The organism is Paenibacillus sp. CH40, from assembly GCF_024213605.1.
GTDB lineage: Bacteria > Bacillota > Bacilli > Paenibacillales > Paenibacillaceae > Paenibacillus > Paenibacillus polymyxa_B.
Genome location: NZ_JANAVQ010000008.1, coordinates 185,190 through 201,448 on the forward strand (window position 1 = coordinate 185,190; position 16,259 = coordinate 201,448).

Below are 16,259 nucleotides of genomic sequence, written 5' to 3' on the forward strand. Positions count from 1 at the left end.
GGATAAGAAATTGCGCAGCGCAGCTAAACGCAGTACTATACCCTAGCGTTTAGCAGCGCTACCTGTACACCGATACGCCGATTAACTTCTTTTCTAAACGATTCATCATGCAGTAGCCTCTTTTTAAAATCATTTATCATTTCGGGAAAGCTGGCATTTGTGCTTGGGTCCAAATCGTTAAAAAAGACAGCTAGCTCTGTCGTATGCCCTTCCTTATCTGTCGCATACATGGCCAGTGTCAAAACATAAGCCGTGGAGCCACCTTTTTGCCCAGTATGTTTCAGAGATTGCTGGTTTTCAGGAAGAACCATAAATGGTTCCTCCAACACCTCGGACAATAACTTTTGCTCAGCTTTTGTGAACCCTTGACGGCGATTGAGCTTACTCATTAAAGAGGCATAATCGGCTGTCGTTGAAGCTATAAAGCGATCCGTATTGATACGATCATAATCCTGATCATACCAAGTCGTAATATCTGCGTTTCTCTTGTAAGAACCACTCACGTCACGGCGCAGCTTGTTATGAATCACGCGGGCATATCGGCGAAATTCCGTATCAGACATCGCCTGAATGGCTTCTTTAACAGAAATATTATTCTTTGTATTATTCCAATTCTCACCTTGTCTCTCCTTCATCCATTCGTAGGGAATCAAAATGGAGGATACAAACGGATAAATGGGATCATGATTTTGCAGCCCCATTTTGGCTCTCGTCCGATTGATCGCATCCACCCCCAGTTTGTCCATTAAATACTCCGCATTGGCGTTGGAACTGAATTGAATCATCCCCTTGGCGACGTCTCGTACAGATACAGTTTCATTCTGTATCCGCCCTTTAGCCTCCATATTCTGTAGCCACGCCGTATGAGCACCCCCATCCAAACCCGGCAAATAAAACCTTTCCAGCGAAATCAGCTTCACTCTCCCGTCCGGGTTAATCTTCCCCACCATCGCTTGCTTGGCATATTCGATCGCAATGATTGTTTTGACGGTGCTCGCCAAAGGCATCATCCGATTTTCTTCTTGGCCTGCCAGCTTTTTTCCATCTCTCAGAATCGTAATCGAAACTTTTTCTGCATTCGCTTCCACAAAATGAAGTAAACGGCGGGCAGCATCCTGTTCCTTCGTTTCTTCCTTAACGTCAGCTGCAATCGCAGATGTGGGCCGGACGGTATTCGGGGGATTAGCCACTTGATTCTGCATGAAAGATAGTAAGCCTGCCGCTACACCCATAACGATGAGTACTGTAGCCAAACTAGTTGCTACCACGATAAGGCGCTTTCGTTTCACTATTACCTCCCCCCGTATGCACTTCACACACAGGTTTATTTTCCCATTTTTATATTTCAATTTCTATTTTAAACGAAAACACAGTACAAAAAGTTTCATTACGTGTCATATTTTCAAATAACATAAAAAAGAGAGCCTCCTGTATATAACACAGGCTGACTCTCTTTCACTATCCTTTAACACTTATGCTGGATAGGGTACTTCGGTTCCATTCAATATGAGGTGCATCCGAATTTCCGCTTTTAAGGAGTCGGATACCGCACAATATTTTTCCTTCCCCATCTGAATCGCTTTCCATACGCGGTAATCTGGAATATCTCCATCTACGTGGAATGTCAGATCAATCGCTGTAAAGCCTGTCGGCATTTCTTCCTTGCGCGTACCTTCTGCGTCAATATCAATGCGAGTAATGTCCGACAAGAAACGATCCAAAATCATTGTGATATCGATACCCATACATCCTGCCAGACCTGCCAACAGCAGTTCCATGGGTGTCATCCCTTTACCATCACCGCCATAAGCCGCCGTAGCATCCATCCCTACAGAATAACCGGATGGTCCCTCCGAAGTAAACGCGCGTTTGCCGTGCCAAGTTGTAGATACTTTCATGTTCAAAGTCCTTCTTTCCATCTTAATAATCTATGATTTATCCTCGATCTTACTTTAAAATTCACTGATTTGGCGTAAAAATTTCTGTGTTCTCTCATGCTGGGGAGTGTCAAAAAACGCCTGTGGCGCTGCCTCCTCCAAAATGATACCATCTGCCATAAATACGACCTTGTCCGCCACCTCGCGAGCAAATTTCATCTCATGAGTAACGACGACCATCGTCATTCCGTCTTGAGCCAGCTCTCGCATAACACCCAGCACTTCCCCTACCAGCTCGGGATCAAGCGCCGATGTCGGCTCGTCGAACAGCATAATCGCTGGGTCCATCGCCAGCGCACGCGCAATGGCTACTCGTTGCTGTTGTCCACCGGACAGACGTGAAGGATGTACATCCTGCTTGTCCGATAACCCCACCCGCTCCAACAACCGTTGTCCGATGGACATAGCCTTGTCGCGCGGCATTTTTTTTACTGTCAGCAGTCCTTCAATGACATTGCCGATTGCGGTTTTGTGCGGATACAGATTGAATTGCTGGAACACCATCCCTGTCTGTTTGCGAATCTCACGAATGGCTGCTTGGCGGACACGAACGGGAGCCGTAGCATCGACCTCAACCCCATTCACCTCAAACTTGCCGGAAGACAGCTCTTCCAGACCGTTCAGGCAGCGCAGCAAGGTACTTTTACCTGAACCGCTCGGGCCGAGTAATACGACGATTTCACGAGCGGCAACCTGAAAATCAATGCTTTTCAGAACCTCTACCTGTCCGAATCGTTTACCTAATCCGTTAGTTGTTATCATCATCTATCATCTCCACCTTAATAAGCTCGAGCCAGACGCTTTTCCACCCGCTCCAGTATAGCGGAGAATCCAATGCTCATAATCCAGTACATCAGGCCAATTTCGAGCAGAAACGGCATGTAAAGCAAATACTGCGCCTGTAAAAGCTGTGCCTGCCGCATCAATTCACTGACCCCGATAACCGACACCAGAGACGTTTCCTTAAGCATACCTACAAATGTATTCCCCATCGGTGCAATTGCGATCCGTACCGCCTGAGGAAGAATAATACGCCACATCGTTTGACCGGGCGACATTCCCGTTGCATAAGCTGCCTCGGTCTGTCCCTGGGGTACGGCTAAAATAGCTCCACGGAACGTCTCCGATAAGTACGCCCCTGTATTAATGCTAAGTGCCAGACAAGCAGCTGTCAGCGATCCGAATGATATTCCATAATCATCCAGTCCATAATAAATGACCGCAATCTGCACCAAAACCGGCGTCCCCCGAATGATCGATACATACATGCGCGCCAGCCATCGAACAGGTCGATTCCCCTTCAACCGGGCCACAGCAACAATCAAACCAATGATTAGGCCAAAAAACATAGAGACAATCGTAATATATAGCGTATAATAAGCACCCTTTAATAAAAAAGGGACGTTCTCCCACATTAATTCAAGCATTGGTTATATTCCCTTCTTTCAGACGAGTGGCCCCATGTCAGCATGAAAGCCAAGACTGGAGCCAGACGCCTCTAACAGGCTTACGTTATTCTTTTGGCTCCTCGCCAAACCATTTTTTGAAAATTGTTTTGTAAGTGCCGTCTTCCTTCATTTCCTTCAAAGCCTTGTTCAAGGCTTCTTTGAGCTCAGGAGTTTTCTGGTTAATGGCTACACCCGCTTGATCCGATTTAATCGGCTCGCCTACGGCTTTAATTTGGAACCCGTTTTTATCGATAATAGGCTTGAGAGCATACAGATTGTTGATTGTTGCGTCAATACGACCAGAGTTTAGATCCTTTAAGGAAGTAATGACATCATCATACGTTTTAATCTCAAAATCGCCTACCTTCGGCAGTACTTCATTCCGCAGATAAGATTCATCATTCGTTCCCAAGCCGACACCAATGGTTTTGCCTTTAAAGTCCTCCAGCTTGGTAATATCATTTGTTTTGCTGTTTACGATAATGTTTACATTGTTTGTGATATAAGGCTCTGTGAAGTCAATAGCCTTCTTACGATCCTCTGTAATCGTCACCTGACTAATCACTGCATCGAATTTTTTCTTTTGCAAACTTGGAACCAGTCCCGAGAATTCTTGTGCCGTGAACTCTGGTTTCACTCCAATCCGCTTCGCCAATTCTTTGGCGATATCCACATCAAATCCGTCCAATTCCTTGTTATCGTTCAAGAAATTGTACGGCGGATAGGTGCCCATCATGCCTACCTTAATTACACCAGCCTTCTTGATTGCTTCGAGCTGGTTACTCGCTGCCACATTACTGCTACCCGCTCCATTGCTAGTATTAGAAGCTTCTGGCTTAGTACCGCAAGCGCTTAGCACAAGGCTGAACAATGCCACAGCCATGAGTGTAGTTACCAAGAACCCTTTTTTACGTGTTTTCATGTATCCTTCTCTCCTGTCTGGATGTAAATGATTGAGTTCATATATGTGATTTGGCTATATTATTTGTTGCCAACTACCCATTCATGCGATGTTGACCCTCTAGCTTTGACCTAATAGTCCATAAAACTCAAAATTAGCCGCCTCTGCTGCCAATCTTTTAGCAGTTATCTGCGTGATGTGGTCATATGTTCCCTCTGAACCGAATAGCCAGCGTGTAATGACACCTTCGATCATACTCATGAGTAGTGCCGCCCTTAATTCGACATCCAATTCAGCAGGCAACATGTTCAGCTCGATCGCTCTTTCCATATTGCGCCGGAATGCCAGCTCCATCGCGGCCCTTGTCTCTCGGATACTCTGGCGCACCGGTTCATCGACACCACTACCGATCAGCAGCAAACCCATCAGATAGCGGTTCTCCAATGCAAAATCAAATAACCGAACAAACAGCGCCTCCGATGCCTTAACCATATCAGCCAGCGTTCCCGCATCACGGCGATATCCCTGTCCAATCGCTGACAGTAGTTGTTCACGACCGGTAGCGATAATCTCCAGCGCCAGTGCCTCTTTGCTTTTAAAATGCCAATAAAACGTGCCTTGGGCTACTCCCGCCTCTACCACGATATCTGAAATCTTCGTTTGATGGTAACCCTGCTCGGCGAACCGCTTCAATGCAATGTGAAGAAGCTGTGTTCTGCGGTCTGTTTCTTCCCCCGCGTGCTCAGCAGGTTGGTCATTTGAGACGGTCTCGGACTGCTTCGCCTTTCGTGGCTGCATGGGTTCCCTCCTCCCGATTGATCAGTCAGTCAGTTTTGTATTTTTAATCCTATAGGATAAGTATACTTTTGTCAAAGAAAAAAGTGTCAGAAGAAAATAAACTTTTGCTGCTCCAAGCGGCTTTTGAATTTTAAAAACTGACAGATCCCATAAAATAAGTATTAGACTGGCGCCAACAAAAAAGACAGCGGCAGTCTTAGACTACTGCTGTTTTATTAAACTAACGTTCTCCTTTAGCGTAATCAGCCAAATGCTACGAAGCGTGAATTGGTGTTATGCCAAGGCACCTTTCGAGCGTATTTCCAAAATTCATATATCCTCTCCTTAAAAGGTTACTATCACTTTTCCTTCGGAGTGGCCAGTAGAAACTTTATTTAATGCCATGTTAATGTCATCAAAATTATAAACTGAATCTATAGCGGGCTTAATATCTTCATCCTCAACTAGTTTCGTCAGTTTTTGTAATTGCCTGCCATTAGCGGACACGAATAAGAAGCGATATTCTTTATTCTGTTTAACTGCTAATCGATCTAAACGAGCACCTACTAAACCAAACAATAGCCTTTTCCATATTGGAAAGTTATTTTCAGCAGCAAAGCGGTAATTGGGTAAAGCCTTCAATGATACCAATTTCCCTTGGGGTTTGAGAATAGCAAGTTCCGTTTTAATTTCTTTTGCTCCCAATGTATCGATAACATAATCGATATTAGATAGCAAATCAAAATAATTTTCCTCTTTATAGTTAATGAATTGATCAGCGCCGATGGACAGTGTTCGTGATCTCCCTCTTTCACTGCCGCTCGTAATCACATATAACCCCATCGATTTGGCAATCGGGATAGCCATCGTACCAAAGCCGCCGGTTCCTCCAGAAATAAATAGTTTTTTATCGGGTTGAACATGAAGTACATCATGCAAGGCTTGATATGCAGTCAAAGCCGTGAGGGGTACCGCGGCGGCCTCAATAAAAGAAAGATTTTTAGGCATAACGGAAATCGCACCCTCATGGACTGCCGCATACTCAGCAAAAGCTCCGATTTTATTTATTGGCAGCCTCGTATAAACGGGATCTCCAACCTTGAATTTCACAACATCTTTTCCAACAGCCTCAATAACGCCGGATAGTTCGTTTCCTAAAGTTAAAGGGAAGTCATAATCGGCAATCATGCGAATACTACCATTTAAAATAAGAATGTCTAAGGGATTTACACCTGCAGCTTTTACTTTGATAAGAACCTCATGGTTATTGATTTCCGGTATTTTTATATTGTTTATCTCTAATTGGATTTGTTTTGAATATTTTTGCATTTGCGCAGCTTTCAATTCTTCATATTCTCCTTTTCTCATTTATCTTAATTCCACATTCGTTTATTGGAAAAATTGATGGCGTACTTTAACTTGTACGCCATCATAAAGCAATATCCATGTTATTCTTTACTGATGTTGAGATTGAAGTTCTTTCATCGTAGGATAATCTGTGTAACCCTCGCTTCCGTTACCAGAGTACAACGTTTTACGATCTGCTTCATTCAAAGGAAAGCCTTCTTTAAGACGTTCAACTAAGTCCGGATTAGCTAATGACCATACCCCGACTGGTGCCATATCAGCAAGGCCATTATCAATATCTACACTAAGATCTTCTAGAGCCCGTCCAGCTCTATTGACTAATAATGGATTTGGCCAGATGTTGCGAATTTCACGGAGCAGTGTTTCGTTCCCTAAATGCATAACATGGAGGTAAGCTAGATCATATTGAGCAAATTCTTTTACAAGGTGAAGATAAACTTCAAGACCGTGTTCGCCCTCATCAATTCCGTTAAGAGGTGTTCCCGGCGAAATACGGAAGCCTGTTCGTTCTGCTCCAATTTCTTCAACGATTGCTTTCGTTACTTCAATTGCAAAGCGAGCACGGTTCTCTATCGATCCACCGTATTTATCCGATCGTATATTAGAATTCTCCCCAATAAATTGATTAATCAGATAACCATTTGCTCCATGAATTTCAACGCCGTCGGCTCCTGCTTTAATAGCTGCCGCTGCTGCTTTCCGGAAGTCTGCAATTGTCGTCTGGATATTTTCTTCACTTAACTCTCTTGGAACGGGTATTTCCTGCATCCCTTTAGCCGTAAACATTTCTACACCGGGTGCGATCGCAGATGGTGCAACGGGTTGACGATGATGTGGTGTATTGTCGGGGTGCGAAACACGACCGACATGCATTAATTGGATAAATATAAATCTACCTTCTTCATGTACCGCATCCGTAACCTTTTTCCAACCTTCAATATGCTTTTCCGTATAGATGCCCGGTGACCTTAAGTAACCTTGACCATCATCAGAAGGTTGTGTGCCTTCAGTAATAATTAAACCCATCGATGCTCTTTGAGCATAATAATGGGAAGTTAGCTCTCCCGGCGTACCATCCTCTTGTGCTCTACTACGTGTCATTGGTGCCATCGCTAACCGATGGGGTAATTCCAGGTTGCCAATTTTCGTTTTGCTCCACAGTTTTTCCATTTTAAAACCCCCTCTTTGAATTGAGTTTATTAACTCCAATGTCTTTCGATTATCGCTCCACTTTAGCCTGTGCGGATCTGACCGCATTCGTCATGAGCTTGCGAGGCAGCAACCGCGGCAAGAACGCCATGAACTTGTTGCGCCCCCCTGTTATGATTAAAGTCTTGCCCCGCAAGAATTCGCGATATCCTATGTCAGCCACCTGCCCAACCTCCATGACGCCGCTTCTAAACAGCTTTGAGGTGGCTAGCCCAGCACGATCGACAAAGCCAGTCGCTGTCGCTCCCGGACAGAGTGCGGACACAGTCACGCCTGTGCCGCGCAGCTCATTCTCCAAAGCCTCAGTGAACGATAGTACGTACGCTTTTGTCGCATAGTAAACTGCCATCAGTGGTCCAGGAAAAAAAGCCACCAACGAAGCCACATTCAGCACGCCCCCTTGCTGCCTTTTGACCATATCCGGTAAAAACACCTTAGTCATTACAGTCAGAGCCTTGATATTAATGTCGATCATATTCATCTCTTGCTCCAACTGTGTCTCCAAGAATTCCCCGTACAAGCCGAAGCCCGCATTATTAACAAGAAAGTCGACGGTGATCCCTTTTTCTTTAAGCTCCCTGTAGATTTCCTCTGCCACGCCAGGTAATGCAACATCTTTGGCGATGTATGTCGTTTGGACACGGTACTTTTTCCGATATTCCCTCGCGAGATCCACGAGCTTGTCCTCGCTGCGTGCGACCAGCACCAAATCGTATCCGTCTTTGGCGAAACGATCCGCCAGCTCTTTTCCAATTCCGCCCGACGCTCCGGTAATTAGTACAGTTTTGCTCATCATTTAAGCTGTGGGTAAATAGCAGCTACACCGCCAGCGAGAGCACGCTGGAGTTGACGGCTCGGTTCATCAGCAAGAATTTCAAAGCTATCGGACTCTATTCCATCAATTGCAATTTTTGCAATATCAGCAGGGTTGGACTTCGGAGCTTCAACGCCTGACGTCATGTCTGTATCCATAAAGCCCACATGCAAGCCAGCTACTCTCACATTTTGAGGATACAGATTTAAGCGCAACTCGTTCGTCATTGCCCACGCAGCCGCCTTTGCAGCCGAATAAGCGCCTTCACTCCCGCCACTACTGAACCATGATAATGCGGAAAGGATATTCAGTATGGATCCCCCACCATTATTAATAAGAATAGGTGCGAAATTGCGAATCATGGATAATGTGCCAAAGAAGTGCGTATTAAATTCCAACTGTATTTGATCGAGATCACCGTCAAGCAAAGTAGCTCCTGTAGCCGAGCCTGCATTGTTGATCAGAAGCGTAACATCTTGAGCGGCCATAGCAGCTGCCGCTACCTCTTGAGGGTTCGTAATATCAAGCTTTACAGGAATTGCACCGGGAATGTCAATGGACTGCGGATTTCTTGCTCCGGCATACACCTTAGCCCCTCTGGATAGAAGTTCAAGGGCAAGATGGCGACCAAAACCTCGGTTCGCGCCAGTGACAAATGCAACTTGTTGAGAAATATTCATTTTCATGTGCTCCTTTTATTGTATTTTGTTTATGAAATTGTTTTCTTGAAGCTATTTGGTCTGCGTTTTGATACGTAGTAATTACGGTAAGCGAGTTTTACTCGATACTTGTTTTCTAACGAGAACGTTCATTCCCAATGTCGCAAAAAAAACTACTTGCCTTATCCTGTTGTTTTTGTGTGTTGTGTTGTTTGTTGTTTTAACTGCGCTGATAAACTTCATTGTAAACTATGCTTTAGAGCTTCTTTCGGCGTTTTTAGAATGTTCATTCTAAATTAGGCATAAGATAACTCGATCGCAAAGAGCATGGATTAGCAGAAGGGACACTTCACATCTGAACTGACTACCACAACTACCCTTATTCTTCCAGGAGCTTCATCGAAATATGAGTAATACGGTGAAGCTTTTCTCTGGAAGCCGAGGTTCTTGCCATTACCCTTAACCCAATCCATACATTATGCAGGTATTCCGCCAATTCCTCAGCATTGTATGTGGAGGTGAATTCACCTTCACGCTGTCCCCAAAGAATAATCTCCTTGAGCAATTGCTCTGCTGTCGTGAATGCTTTCGTGGACTTGTTGTCCACCTCGACGTCACGCGCCGCCAATTCTACGGCCGAATTCACCATTAAGCAGCCGGCTGGCGAGTCCTCATCCCCGTCGATCATGAAACCAAAAATAAACTGTAATGCCTCCGATGCGGTCTTGGATCCTTTAACCCCTCCTGCAAGCGCGGCGATGATTTTGTCGTCAAACCGATCCATCGCTTTCAGGAACAGACTATGCTTATCTCCAAAAGTATCATACAAGCTTCTTCGATGAATACCCATATGCTCAACCAACTCGGTCATGGACGTTTTCTCGTACCCCTGCTCCCAAAAGAGCCGCATCGCCTTATCCAAGACTTCTTTCTCTTCAAACTCCTTGCTTCTCGCCATTCCCATCTCCCTCCCTCAATTAATATAACATATTGAGAACGATCAGTAAAGAATCGTTATGCTCTTTTTGAATGACATAATATTTCCATCGAGTTGGTTATCCTACAATTCTACATATTGTAACTCCCCTGCCCGTTAGCTTAAACAAGTACCAGCAGTCTAATGTAGTGCTTATGAAAAGTAAATAAGCCCATAACCGTATTTGGAAGCAAATTAATTTTCCAATTTATAAGGGTATGGGCTCTCTTTGATCCTAAATAAGGCAGTGTAGGTTCTTATCACTTATAAAATATCATCGTCTGCTAAGCTATCGTACCCGTCGTTCAATGCCAATCCCATTCCGAGTAATGGTGATTATTAGGCTCTGTTAGAGCCTCGCGAACGTGATGTAATCGATTTGGACAGGCTCTGCCGATTCGATCCGAAGCGCCCGGTTGATCTGTCCCCGGTGATATTGCCCATGTAAGAGGACCTGCGACAGGATGTCCCGGACGGACGTTCGGAACGGAACCCCGCTCTGGTTCGCATAGTCGATCATCTCGTCCAACTCGGATTCCTCGAGCCTTTCGATATAGACGCGATATTGCTCGGCGTTTTCTTCGAATATCGTCCGGATCGCCGTCAGGTCTTCTGCTTCCTCCCACAACGAATATTTCGCGCTGCCCTTGCCCTGCAATCGGGACAGCCAGACTCGTTCCGCGACCGCGACGTGCCGAACCAGCTTCAGAAGGTCCTTGTTCTTCGTCTCACTCTCCTCGAGCGCGTCCAAGATGCGTCCGTCCGCCCAGTACAGGTGGTCCATCATGCACTTGATCGTCTTCATTTCGGTTTCCCCCTCTTCGTCTCATCGATTACTTGAACCTACTATTAACCGTTAGTTTAATCATTTGAATGAACTAAAACAACCTTTTTAGGGGGAATTCCTTGTTGCTGTAATCTAAGCACTAAGAAAACGCTTTATTTTCTCAGTCTACAACTTTATTTCCTTTGAACAAAAAGAGAACCTCCACAGAGGCTCTCTTTTTCCTTTATATCGCTGCTACAGCAATGCTTTTGTCGCAATGTCCGTACGGTTTTGTTTACCTTCAAAGGTAATACGATCCGCCTGTTCGTAAGCTTTGTTCCGTGCCCCGGCAATATCACGTCCCAAGCCGACCACACCTAATACACGTCCGCCGTTCGTTACCCACTCACCCTGTTCGTTGATGCCCGTTCCAGCATGGAACACGATAGCTTCGTCTACCTGTTCCAATCCGTGGATAAGTACACCTTTGGCGTAAGCTCCAGGATAACCTCCAGATGCCAGCACCAAACATACCGCCGCTTCATCCTTCCACTCGATCTCCACCTGATCCAGCGTGCCATTTACAGCAGCAAGAAAAATATCGAGCAGATCGGATTTTAAACGAGGCAGAACCACTTGAGTTTCCGGATCACCGAAACGTGCATTAAACTCAATAGTCTTTGGCTTGCCGTCCGGCGAAATCATCAATCCGGCAAATAATACACCTCGGAACGGGCGCCCTTCAGCAACCATAGCCTTGGCCGTCGGCTTGATGATCGTCTCAATTGCTTCCTCAATAATAGAATTGGCTATGTGAGGCAACGGAGAATACGTACCCATGCCACCTGTATTCGGCCCTTTGTCACCATCAAAAATGGGCTTGTGGTCTTGGGCCGCGGCCATCGGACGAACCGTTTCACCGTCGACAAAGGAGAGAATCGACATTTCCTGACCAGCCAGAAACTCCTCGATCACGACCTGTGCCCCGGCTTCACCAAACACCTTGGTCACCATAATGTCAGAGAGAGCCTTTTCCGCTTCCTCCATCGAGTAAGCGACCGTTACCCCTTTACCTGCCGCGAGTCCGTCTGCCTTAATGACAACCGGAATCGGTTGTTCCTTCAAGTATGCATGTGCTTCCTCATAAGTATAAAACTTGCGATAGGTTGCTGTCGGAATATGATATTTATGGAGCAAATCCTTCATGAAGATTTTGCTACCTTCAATTTCCGCTGCATTTTTACGCGGTCCGAATACTGGAATGCCTTTCGCTTCAAAAGCATCCACAATACCATCTGCCAGCGGATCATCGGGACCAACCACGACAAGTCCTACCTTTTTGGATTCCGCCAGCTCTGTCAGCGCGTCAAAGTCATTCACCGGAATCGGCACGCACTCCGCTAACTGTCCGATACCAGCATTGCCTGGTGCGCAATAGATTTGCCCAGCCTTGGGGCTTTTCTTCAGCGCCCATACAATTGCATGTTCGCGGCCGCCCCCTCCAACAACCAAAATATCCATTCAGGTGATTCCTCCGCTCCCATTAAGATTGTTCAGGTGAAAATGCTGCTGCATCCTCAACTCATGCAAGTTAGTGCTTGAAATGACGTACGCCCGTAAAGACCATGGCAATGCCGTATTCGTTAGCAACCTTGATGGACTCTTCGTCTTTAATGGAGCCACCCGGTTGAATGACTGCTGTGATGCCTGCTTTAGCTGCCAACTCCAACGTATCGCCCATCGGGAAAAATGCATCGGATGCCAGTACGGCACCTTTTGCTTTGTCACCGGCCTGCTCGATAGCAATCTTGGCCGCACCGACACGGTTCATTTGTCCTGCGCCTACGCCAATGGTCATATTATCTGCCGCCAGTACGATGGCGTTGGATTTCACATGCTTAACCACTTTCCAGCTAAACAAAAGCTGTTTCAGTTCTTCCTCGGATGGTGCCCGCTCCGTTACAACTGTAAGTGCATCCGAGTCTACAGCGTGAATGTCATTTTGCTGAACTACCATACCGCCTTCAATGGAAGTCACGACGAAACGGCTCTCTGCCTGTTCAGACCGGGAAAGCTCACCCAGATCAAGCAAACGAATATTTTTCTTTTTCGTTAAAATCTCCAATGCTTCTTTCGTAAAGCCCGGTGCCAGTACAATTTCCAAAAAGATCTCACTCAGTTTATTCGCTGTATCACCATCAATAATCCGGTTAGCCGCTACGATGCCACCGAAAATCGAGGTTGGATCAGCTGCATACGCCTTGCTGTACGCTTCATAAATACTTCCGCCAATTCCCACACCACAAGGATTCATATGCTTAACTGCTACTACGGTAGGTTCGCTGAATTCTTTGACGATTTGCAAAGCGGCATTAGCATCATTGATGTTATTGTAAGACAGCTCTTTGCCGTGAAGTTGTTTCGCAGTTGTCAGCGTACCCTTTGCCGCCAATGGCTCACGGTAAAATGCCGCCTGCTGATGTGGATTTTCGCCATAACGCAAATCCTGAATTTTTTCATAGGTTACAGTGTAACGCTCAGGCAACGGCTCGCCTGTCACATTCGACAAATAATCGGATATCAAAGCGTCGTATGCAGCCGTATGACGGAAAACCTTTGCTGCCAAGCGCTTGCGGGTATTCAGCTCGGTATCGCCATCCTTACGGATTTCCTCCAACACTGTGCTATAATCATCAGCATCGACTACCACACTTACAAAAGCATGATTTTTTGCCGCAGAACGAAGCATCGTTGGACCGCCGATGTCGATATTTTCAATCGCGTCCTCATAAGTTACACCGGGTTTGGCGATCGTTTCCGCAAAAGGATACAGATTCACAACGACCAGATCAATATAACCCAATCCAAGTTCTTTCATCTGACGCTGATGCTCTTCATTATCCCGAACAGCCAGCAAGCCGCTGTGTACTGCAGGGTGGAGTGTTTTAACACGTCCATCCATAATTTCAGGAAAACCCGTTACCTCTGAAATGCCGATGACGGGAATGCCCTCCTTCGACAATAAGCTGCTCGTTCCCCCTGTCGAAACGATCTCCACACCCAATTTGGACAACTCGCGGCAAAATTCCACGATCCCCCGCTTATCCGATACGCTGACGAGCGCTCTTTTAATACTCACCCTGTCTCCTCCTTTAGCTCTTTCAGAATTTTGCAAAATTCTCTTTTATCATTTTATTTCCCGAGAAATATCGGAAAATGCCTGTACAGCATCCTTGATATGACAAATTACAATCATTCTTAGAGAAGTGAAATCACTTTGCGACCATTTAATTGGATTTTACCTTGGGCCAATTTGCCAACTACCTCTGGATATAGCTGACGTTCCACGGATTGAATGGCTGCGGATAAGGATTCCGCTGTATCATGGTCGTCAACTTCCACGACACGCTGGGCAATAATGGCTCCCGTGTCCATGCCCCCGTCCACAAAATGAACGGTGACGCCACTTACCTTGACCCCATAGGTCAATGCCTGTCCAACAGCATCTTTCCCTGGAAATGCCGGAAGTAGTGACGGATGAATATTAATAATTTTTCCTGCGTAGGCATCGACCATGACGCTGGATAGCAAACGCATGTAGCCAGCTAACACGATGAGATCAATCGATTTCTGCTCCAGTAAAGCCACCAATTCACGCTCATAGTCTTCTCGAGAAGGATATTCCTTGGGTCGAAAAGTATGGCACGCAATTCCAGCTTTCTGTGCTCTAGCTACGGCAGGAGCCGCAGGCTTGTCACAGATGAGCAATTCTACCGAGGCGCCGCCCAGTTCTCCTCGCGCAGCCGCATCCACCAATGACTGAAAATTCGTCCCTTCGCCTGATGCAAAAACAGCAATCCGGTACTCGTTCATTACACCTCTGCTCCCGTAAAGGTCACGATAGAACTGCCTTCCGTTACTTTTCCGATCACATATGCGGCTTCGCCCTGTTCCTTCAGAACTTCCAGTGCAGTCTGTGCATGCTCTTCGCCTACAACGATAACCATCCCAATTCCCATATTAAAGGTTGTGAACATGTCTTTGTTGGAGATTGCGCCTTTTTCCTGCATGAGCTGGAAGATTGGCAAAATCGGCCAAGTGCCGTATTCTATATCCACATTGACGTGATCCGGTAACACTCTAGGGATATTTTCAATAAAACCGCCACCTGTGATATGCGCCATGCCTTTTACTTTTACCTTGTCCAGCAATGCCAAAACGGATTTCACGTAAATTTTCGTCGGCTCCAGCAGTACATCGCCCAGTTTGCCGTTCAAGCCTTCGATTTCATCATGCAAATCATAGCCCTGCTGTTCCAATAACAGCTTGCGCACCAGTGAGAAGCCGTTACTGTGAACTCCACTGGAGGCCAGACCGATCACTGTATCTCCGGGAGCAATGGAGCTACCGTTGATAATTTTGCTTTTATCTACAATCCCTACCGTGAATCCGGCAATATCATATTCACCCTCGCTATACATCCCTGGCATTTCTGCGGTTTCACCGCCGACCAGCGCACAGCCCGATTGATGGCATCCCTCTGCGATTCCAGCGACTATAGCTTCAATTTTCTCGGGCACAACCTTGTCACAAGCGAGGTAATCCAGAAAAAAGAGTGGCTCCGCTCCCCCGACGACAATGTCGTTTACACACATCGCAACCGCGTCAATACCAATGGTGTCATGACGATCCATTGCGAAAGCAAGCTTCAGCTTCGTGCCGACACCATCGGTACCGGAAACGAGTACAGGCTCCTCGTACTTATCCTTATTCAGGCCGAACAATGCACCGAATCCGCCCAAGTCCGTCAGCACTTCGGGACGGAAGGTACGTTTAACGTGCTTTTTCATCCGTTCTACTGCTTCATTACCGGCAGCGATATCTACCCCTGCGTTTTTGTATGCTTCTGACATTCATGAACACTCCTTCAAATGATTGACCCTCCTAAGTCCTCCCTAATAGGGAGGATTCCATGGGGCTACTCCCCCTGGACCCCTCAAGAATCGGTCAGATGTGTAGGGTTGGGTGCTGCTTGGTGGTTGGTTCGTGCTGTGAGTCGCGTGTTGTCCTTTGTGAATTGCGGGTCATTCCCGCAATTCACAAAGACACGCTTTGGTGCGTGGCCGCCTTCACGGCGGCGGGCACGTCCCGGGTGTTTGCTTCGCAAAGGCGGGGACGTGCCAGGCAAAGAAGTGAACGGCGCCTACGAGCGGCTCACTTCTTTGCCCTTTGAGGCAGGCAGCTTCGCCTTGCCTGCTGTTGAGCTTCGCTGGCTCAACCTTATAAGAGCAGGGTGACTTTTTATGAGTCACCGCTCCGTTAAAAACTCATGGCATGAAATAATTATGCCATGAGTTTTTAACGACCTTACCTATCCTCTTCCCCATAGGGAACAGAAGAGAGA

The 16,259-nt window shown here is 46.3% G+C and carries 17 protein-coding genes; 1 reads left to right on the forward strand and 16 read right to left on the reverse strand.

The window, feature by feature from the left end; all coding sequences use genetic code 11:
• Positions 1–35: 35 nt before the first annotated feature.
• The 16 genes from NLX73_RS20805 to purM form a co-directional block, all read right to left on the reverse strand.
• A complete protein-coding gene (locus NLX73_RS20805) occupies positions 36–1,289 on the reverse strand; it encodes a serine hydrolase (RefSeq protein ID WP_254327219.1) in 1,254 nt (417 codons plus the stop codon).
• A gap of 183 nt (positions 1,290–1,472) precedes the next feature.
• On the reverse strand, positions 1,473–1,898 hold the full coding sequence (locus tag NLX73_RS20810; RefSeq protein WP_023987060.1) for an OsmC family protein: 426 nt from the start codon (positions 1,896–1,898) through the stop codon (positions 1,473–1,475).
• A gap of 54 nt (positions 1,899–1,952) precedes the next feature.
• Positions 1,953–2,702 carry an amino acid ABC transporter ATP-binding protein gene (locus tag NLX73_RS20815; RefSeq protein ID WP_302055497.1) on the reverse strand — a complete coding sequence of 250 codons (750 nt, stop codon included), beginning with the start codon at positions 2,700–2,702 and terminating at the stop codon, positions 1,953–1,955.
• A 14-nt stretch (positions 2,703–2,716) separates the two neighbouring features.
• Entirely contained in the window at positions 2,717–3,364 is a 648-nt protein-coding gene (locus tag NLX73_RS20820; protein WP_039272371.1) for an amino acid ABC transporter permease, read from the reverse strand.
• Between the two features lie 85 nt (positions 3,365–3,449).
• A complete protein-coding gene (locus NLX73_RS20825) occupies positions 3,450–4,307 on the reverse strand; it encodes a substrate-binding periplasmic protein (RefSeq protein ID WP_061832077.1) in 858 nt (285 codons plus the stop codon).
• Positions 4,308–4,406: 99 nt separating this feature from the next.
• Entirely contained in the window at positions 4,407–5,084 is a 678-nt protein-coding gene (locus tag NLX73_RS20830; RefSeq protein ID WP_061832076.1) for a TetR/AcrR family transcriptional regulator, read from the reverse strand.
• Positions 5,085–5,408: 324 nt separating this feature from the next.
• Positions 5,409–6,431: an NADP-dependent oxidoreductase gene (locus tag NLX73_RS20835; protein WP_254327220.1), complete on the reverse strand. Its 1,023-nt coding sequence runs from the start codon at positions 6,429–6,431 to the stop codon at positions 5,409–5,411.
• 87 nt (positions 6,432–6,518) lie between these two features.
• Positions 6,519–7,601 (reverse strand): alkene reductase, encoded by a 1,083-nt coding sequence (locus tag NLX73_RS20840; RefSeq protein ID WP_254327221.1) that lies wholly within the window; start codon positions 7,599–7,601, stop codon positions 6,519–6,521.
• 49 nt (positions 7,602–7,650) lie between these two features.
• Positions 7,651–8,436: an SDR family NAD(P)-dependent oxidoreductase gene (locus tag NLX73_RS20845; protein ID WP_254327222.1), complete on the reverse strand. Its 786-nt coding sequence runs from the start codon at positions 8,434–8,436 to the stop codon at positions 7,651–7,653.
• Complete coding sequence (locus NLX73_RS20850) at positions 8,433–9,134, reverse strand: SDR family oxidoreductase (RefSeq protein ID WP_025723270.1); 702 nt, start codon at positions 9,132–9,134, stop codon at positions 8,433–8,435. Before NLX73_RS20850 ends, NLX73_RS20845 begins: the two co-directional genes overlap by 4 nt.
• Before the next feature lie 358 nt (positions 9,135–9,492).
• Positions 9,493–10,071 (reverse strand): TetR/AcrR family transcriptional regulator, encoded by a 579-nt coding sequence (locus tag NLX73_RS20855; RefSeq protein ID WP_254327223.1) that lies wholly within the window; start codon positions 10,069–10,071, stop codon positions 9,493–9,495.
• Between the two features lie 367 nt (positions 10,072–10,438).
• Positions 10,439–10,894, reverse strand: a complete 456-nt coding sequence (locus NLX73_RS20860) for a DinB family protein (protein WP_254327224.1) — start codon at positions 10,892–10,894, stop codon at positions 10,439–10,441.
• A 216-nt stretch (positions 10,895–11,110) separates the two neighbouring features.
• Positions 11,111–12,376 (reverse strand): phosphoribosylamine--glycine ligase, encoded by a 1,266-nt coding sequence (gene purD / locus NLX73_RS20865; RefSeq protein WP_254327225.1) that lies wholly within the window; start codon positions 12,374–12,376, stop codon positions 11,111–11,113.
• Positions 12,377–12,446: 70 nt separating this feature from the next.
• Complete coding sequence (gene purH / locus NLX73_RS20870) at positions 12,447–13,994, reverse strand: bifunctional phosphoribosylaminoimidazolecarboxamide formyltransferase/IMP cyclohydrolase (protein ID WP_254327226.1); 1,548 nt, start codon at positions 13,992–13,994, stop codon at positions 12,447–12,449.
• Positions 13,995–14,113: 119 nt separating this feature from the next.
• Complete coding sequence (purN, locus tag NLX73_RS20875; RefSeq protein ID WP_069012413.1) at positions 14,114–14,728, reverse strand: phosphoribosylglycinamide formyltransferase; 615 nt, start codon at positions 14,726–14,728, stop codon at positions 14,114–14,116.
• Entirely contained in the window at positions 14,728–15,768 is a 1,041-nt protein-coding gene (gene purM, locus NLX73_RS20880; protein ID WP_061832069.1) for a phosphoribosylformylglycinamidine cyclo-ligase, read from the reverse strand. The genes purN and purM overlap by 1 nt, the downstream gene beginning before the upstream one ends.
• 138 nt (positions 15,769–15,906) lie before the next feature.
• On the opposite strand from purM, the gene NLX73_RS20885 reads away from it, so the two are divergent.
• Positions 15,907–16,152: a hypothetical protein gene (locus NLX73_RS20885; protein WP_254327227.1), complete on the forward strand. Its 246-nt coding sequence runs from the start codon at positions 15,907–15,909 to the stop codon at positions 16,150–16,152.
• The last annotated feature ends 107 nt before the right edge of the window (positions 16,153–16,259 follow it).

What these genes read in the sequence shown, in the direction of transcription:
- NLX73_RS20810 (WP_023987060.1), bottom strand. Translation starts at nt 1,898, where the DNA reads ATGAAAGTATCTACAACTTGGCACGGCAAACGCGCGTTTACTTCGGAG.
- NLX73_RS20815 (WP_302055497.1), bottom strand. Translation starts at nt 2,702, where the DNA reads ATGATGATAACAACTAACGGATTAGGTAAACGATTCGGACAGGTAGAG.
- NLX73_RS20820 (WP_039272371.1), bottom strand. Translation starts at nt 3,364, where the DNA reads ATGCTTGAATTAATGTGGGAGAACGTCCCTTTTTTATTAAAGGGTGCT.
- NLX73_RS20825 (WP_061832077.1), bottom strand. Translation starts at nt 4,307, where the DNA reads ATGAAAACACGTAAAAAAGGGTTCTTGGTAACTACACTCATGGCTGTG.
- NLX73_RS20830 (WP_061832076.1), bottom strand. Translation starts at nt 5,084, where the DNA reads ATGCAGCCACGAAAGGCGAAGCAGTCCGAGACCGTCTCAAATGACCAA.
- NLX73_RS20835 (WP_254327220.1), bottom strand. Translation starts at nt 6,431, where the DNA reads ATGAGAAAAGGAGAATATGAAGAATTGAAAGCTGCGCAAATGCAAAAA.
- NLX73_RS20840 (WP_254327221.1), bottom strand. Translation starts at nt 7,601, where the DNA reads ATGGAAAAACTGTGGAGCAAAACGAAAATTGGCAACCTGGAATTACCC.
- NLX73_RS20845 (WP_254327222.1), bottom strand. Translation starts at nt 8,436, where the DNA reads ATGATGAGCAAAACTGTACTAATTACCGGAGCGTCGGGCGGAATTGGA.
- NLX73_RS20850 (WP_025723270.1), bottom strand. Translation starts at nt 9,134, where the DNA reads ATGAATATTTCTCAACAAGTTGCATTTGTCACTGGCGCGAACCGAGGT.
- NLX73_RS20855 (WP_254327223.1), bottom strand. Translation starts at nt 10,071, where the DNA reads ATGGCGAGAAGCAAGGAGTTTGAAGAGAAAGAAGTCTTGGATAAGGCG.
- NLX73_RS20860 (WP_254327224.1), bottom strand. Translation starts at nt 10,894, where the DNA reads ATGAAGACGATCAAGTGCATGATGGACCACCTGTACTGGGCGGACGGA.
- purD (WP_254327225.1), bottom strand. Translation starts at nt 12,376, where the DNA reads ATGGATATTTTGGTTGTTGGAGGGGGCGGCCGCGAACATGCAATTGTA.
- purN (WP_069012413.1), bottom strand. Translation starts at nt 14,728, where the DNA reads ATGAACGAGTACCGGATTGCTGTTTTTGCATCAGGCGAAGGGACGAAT.
- purM (WP_061832069.1), bottom strand. Translation starts at nt 15,768, where the DNA reads ATGTCAGAAGCATACAAAAACGCAGGGGTAGATATCGCTGCCGGTAAT.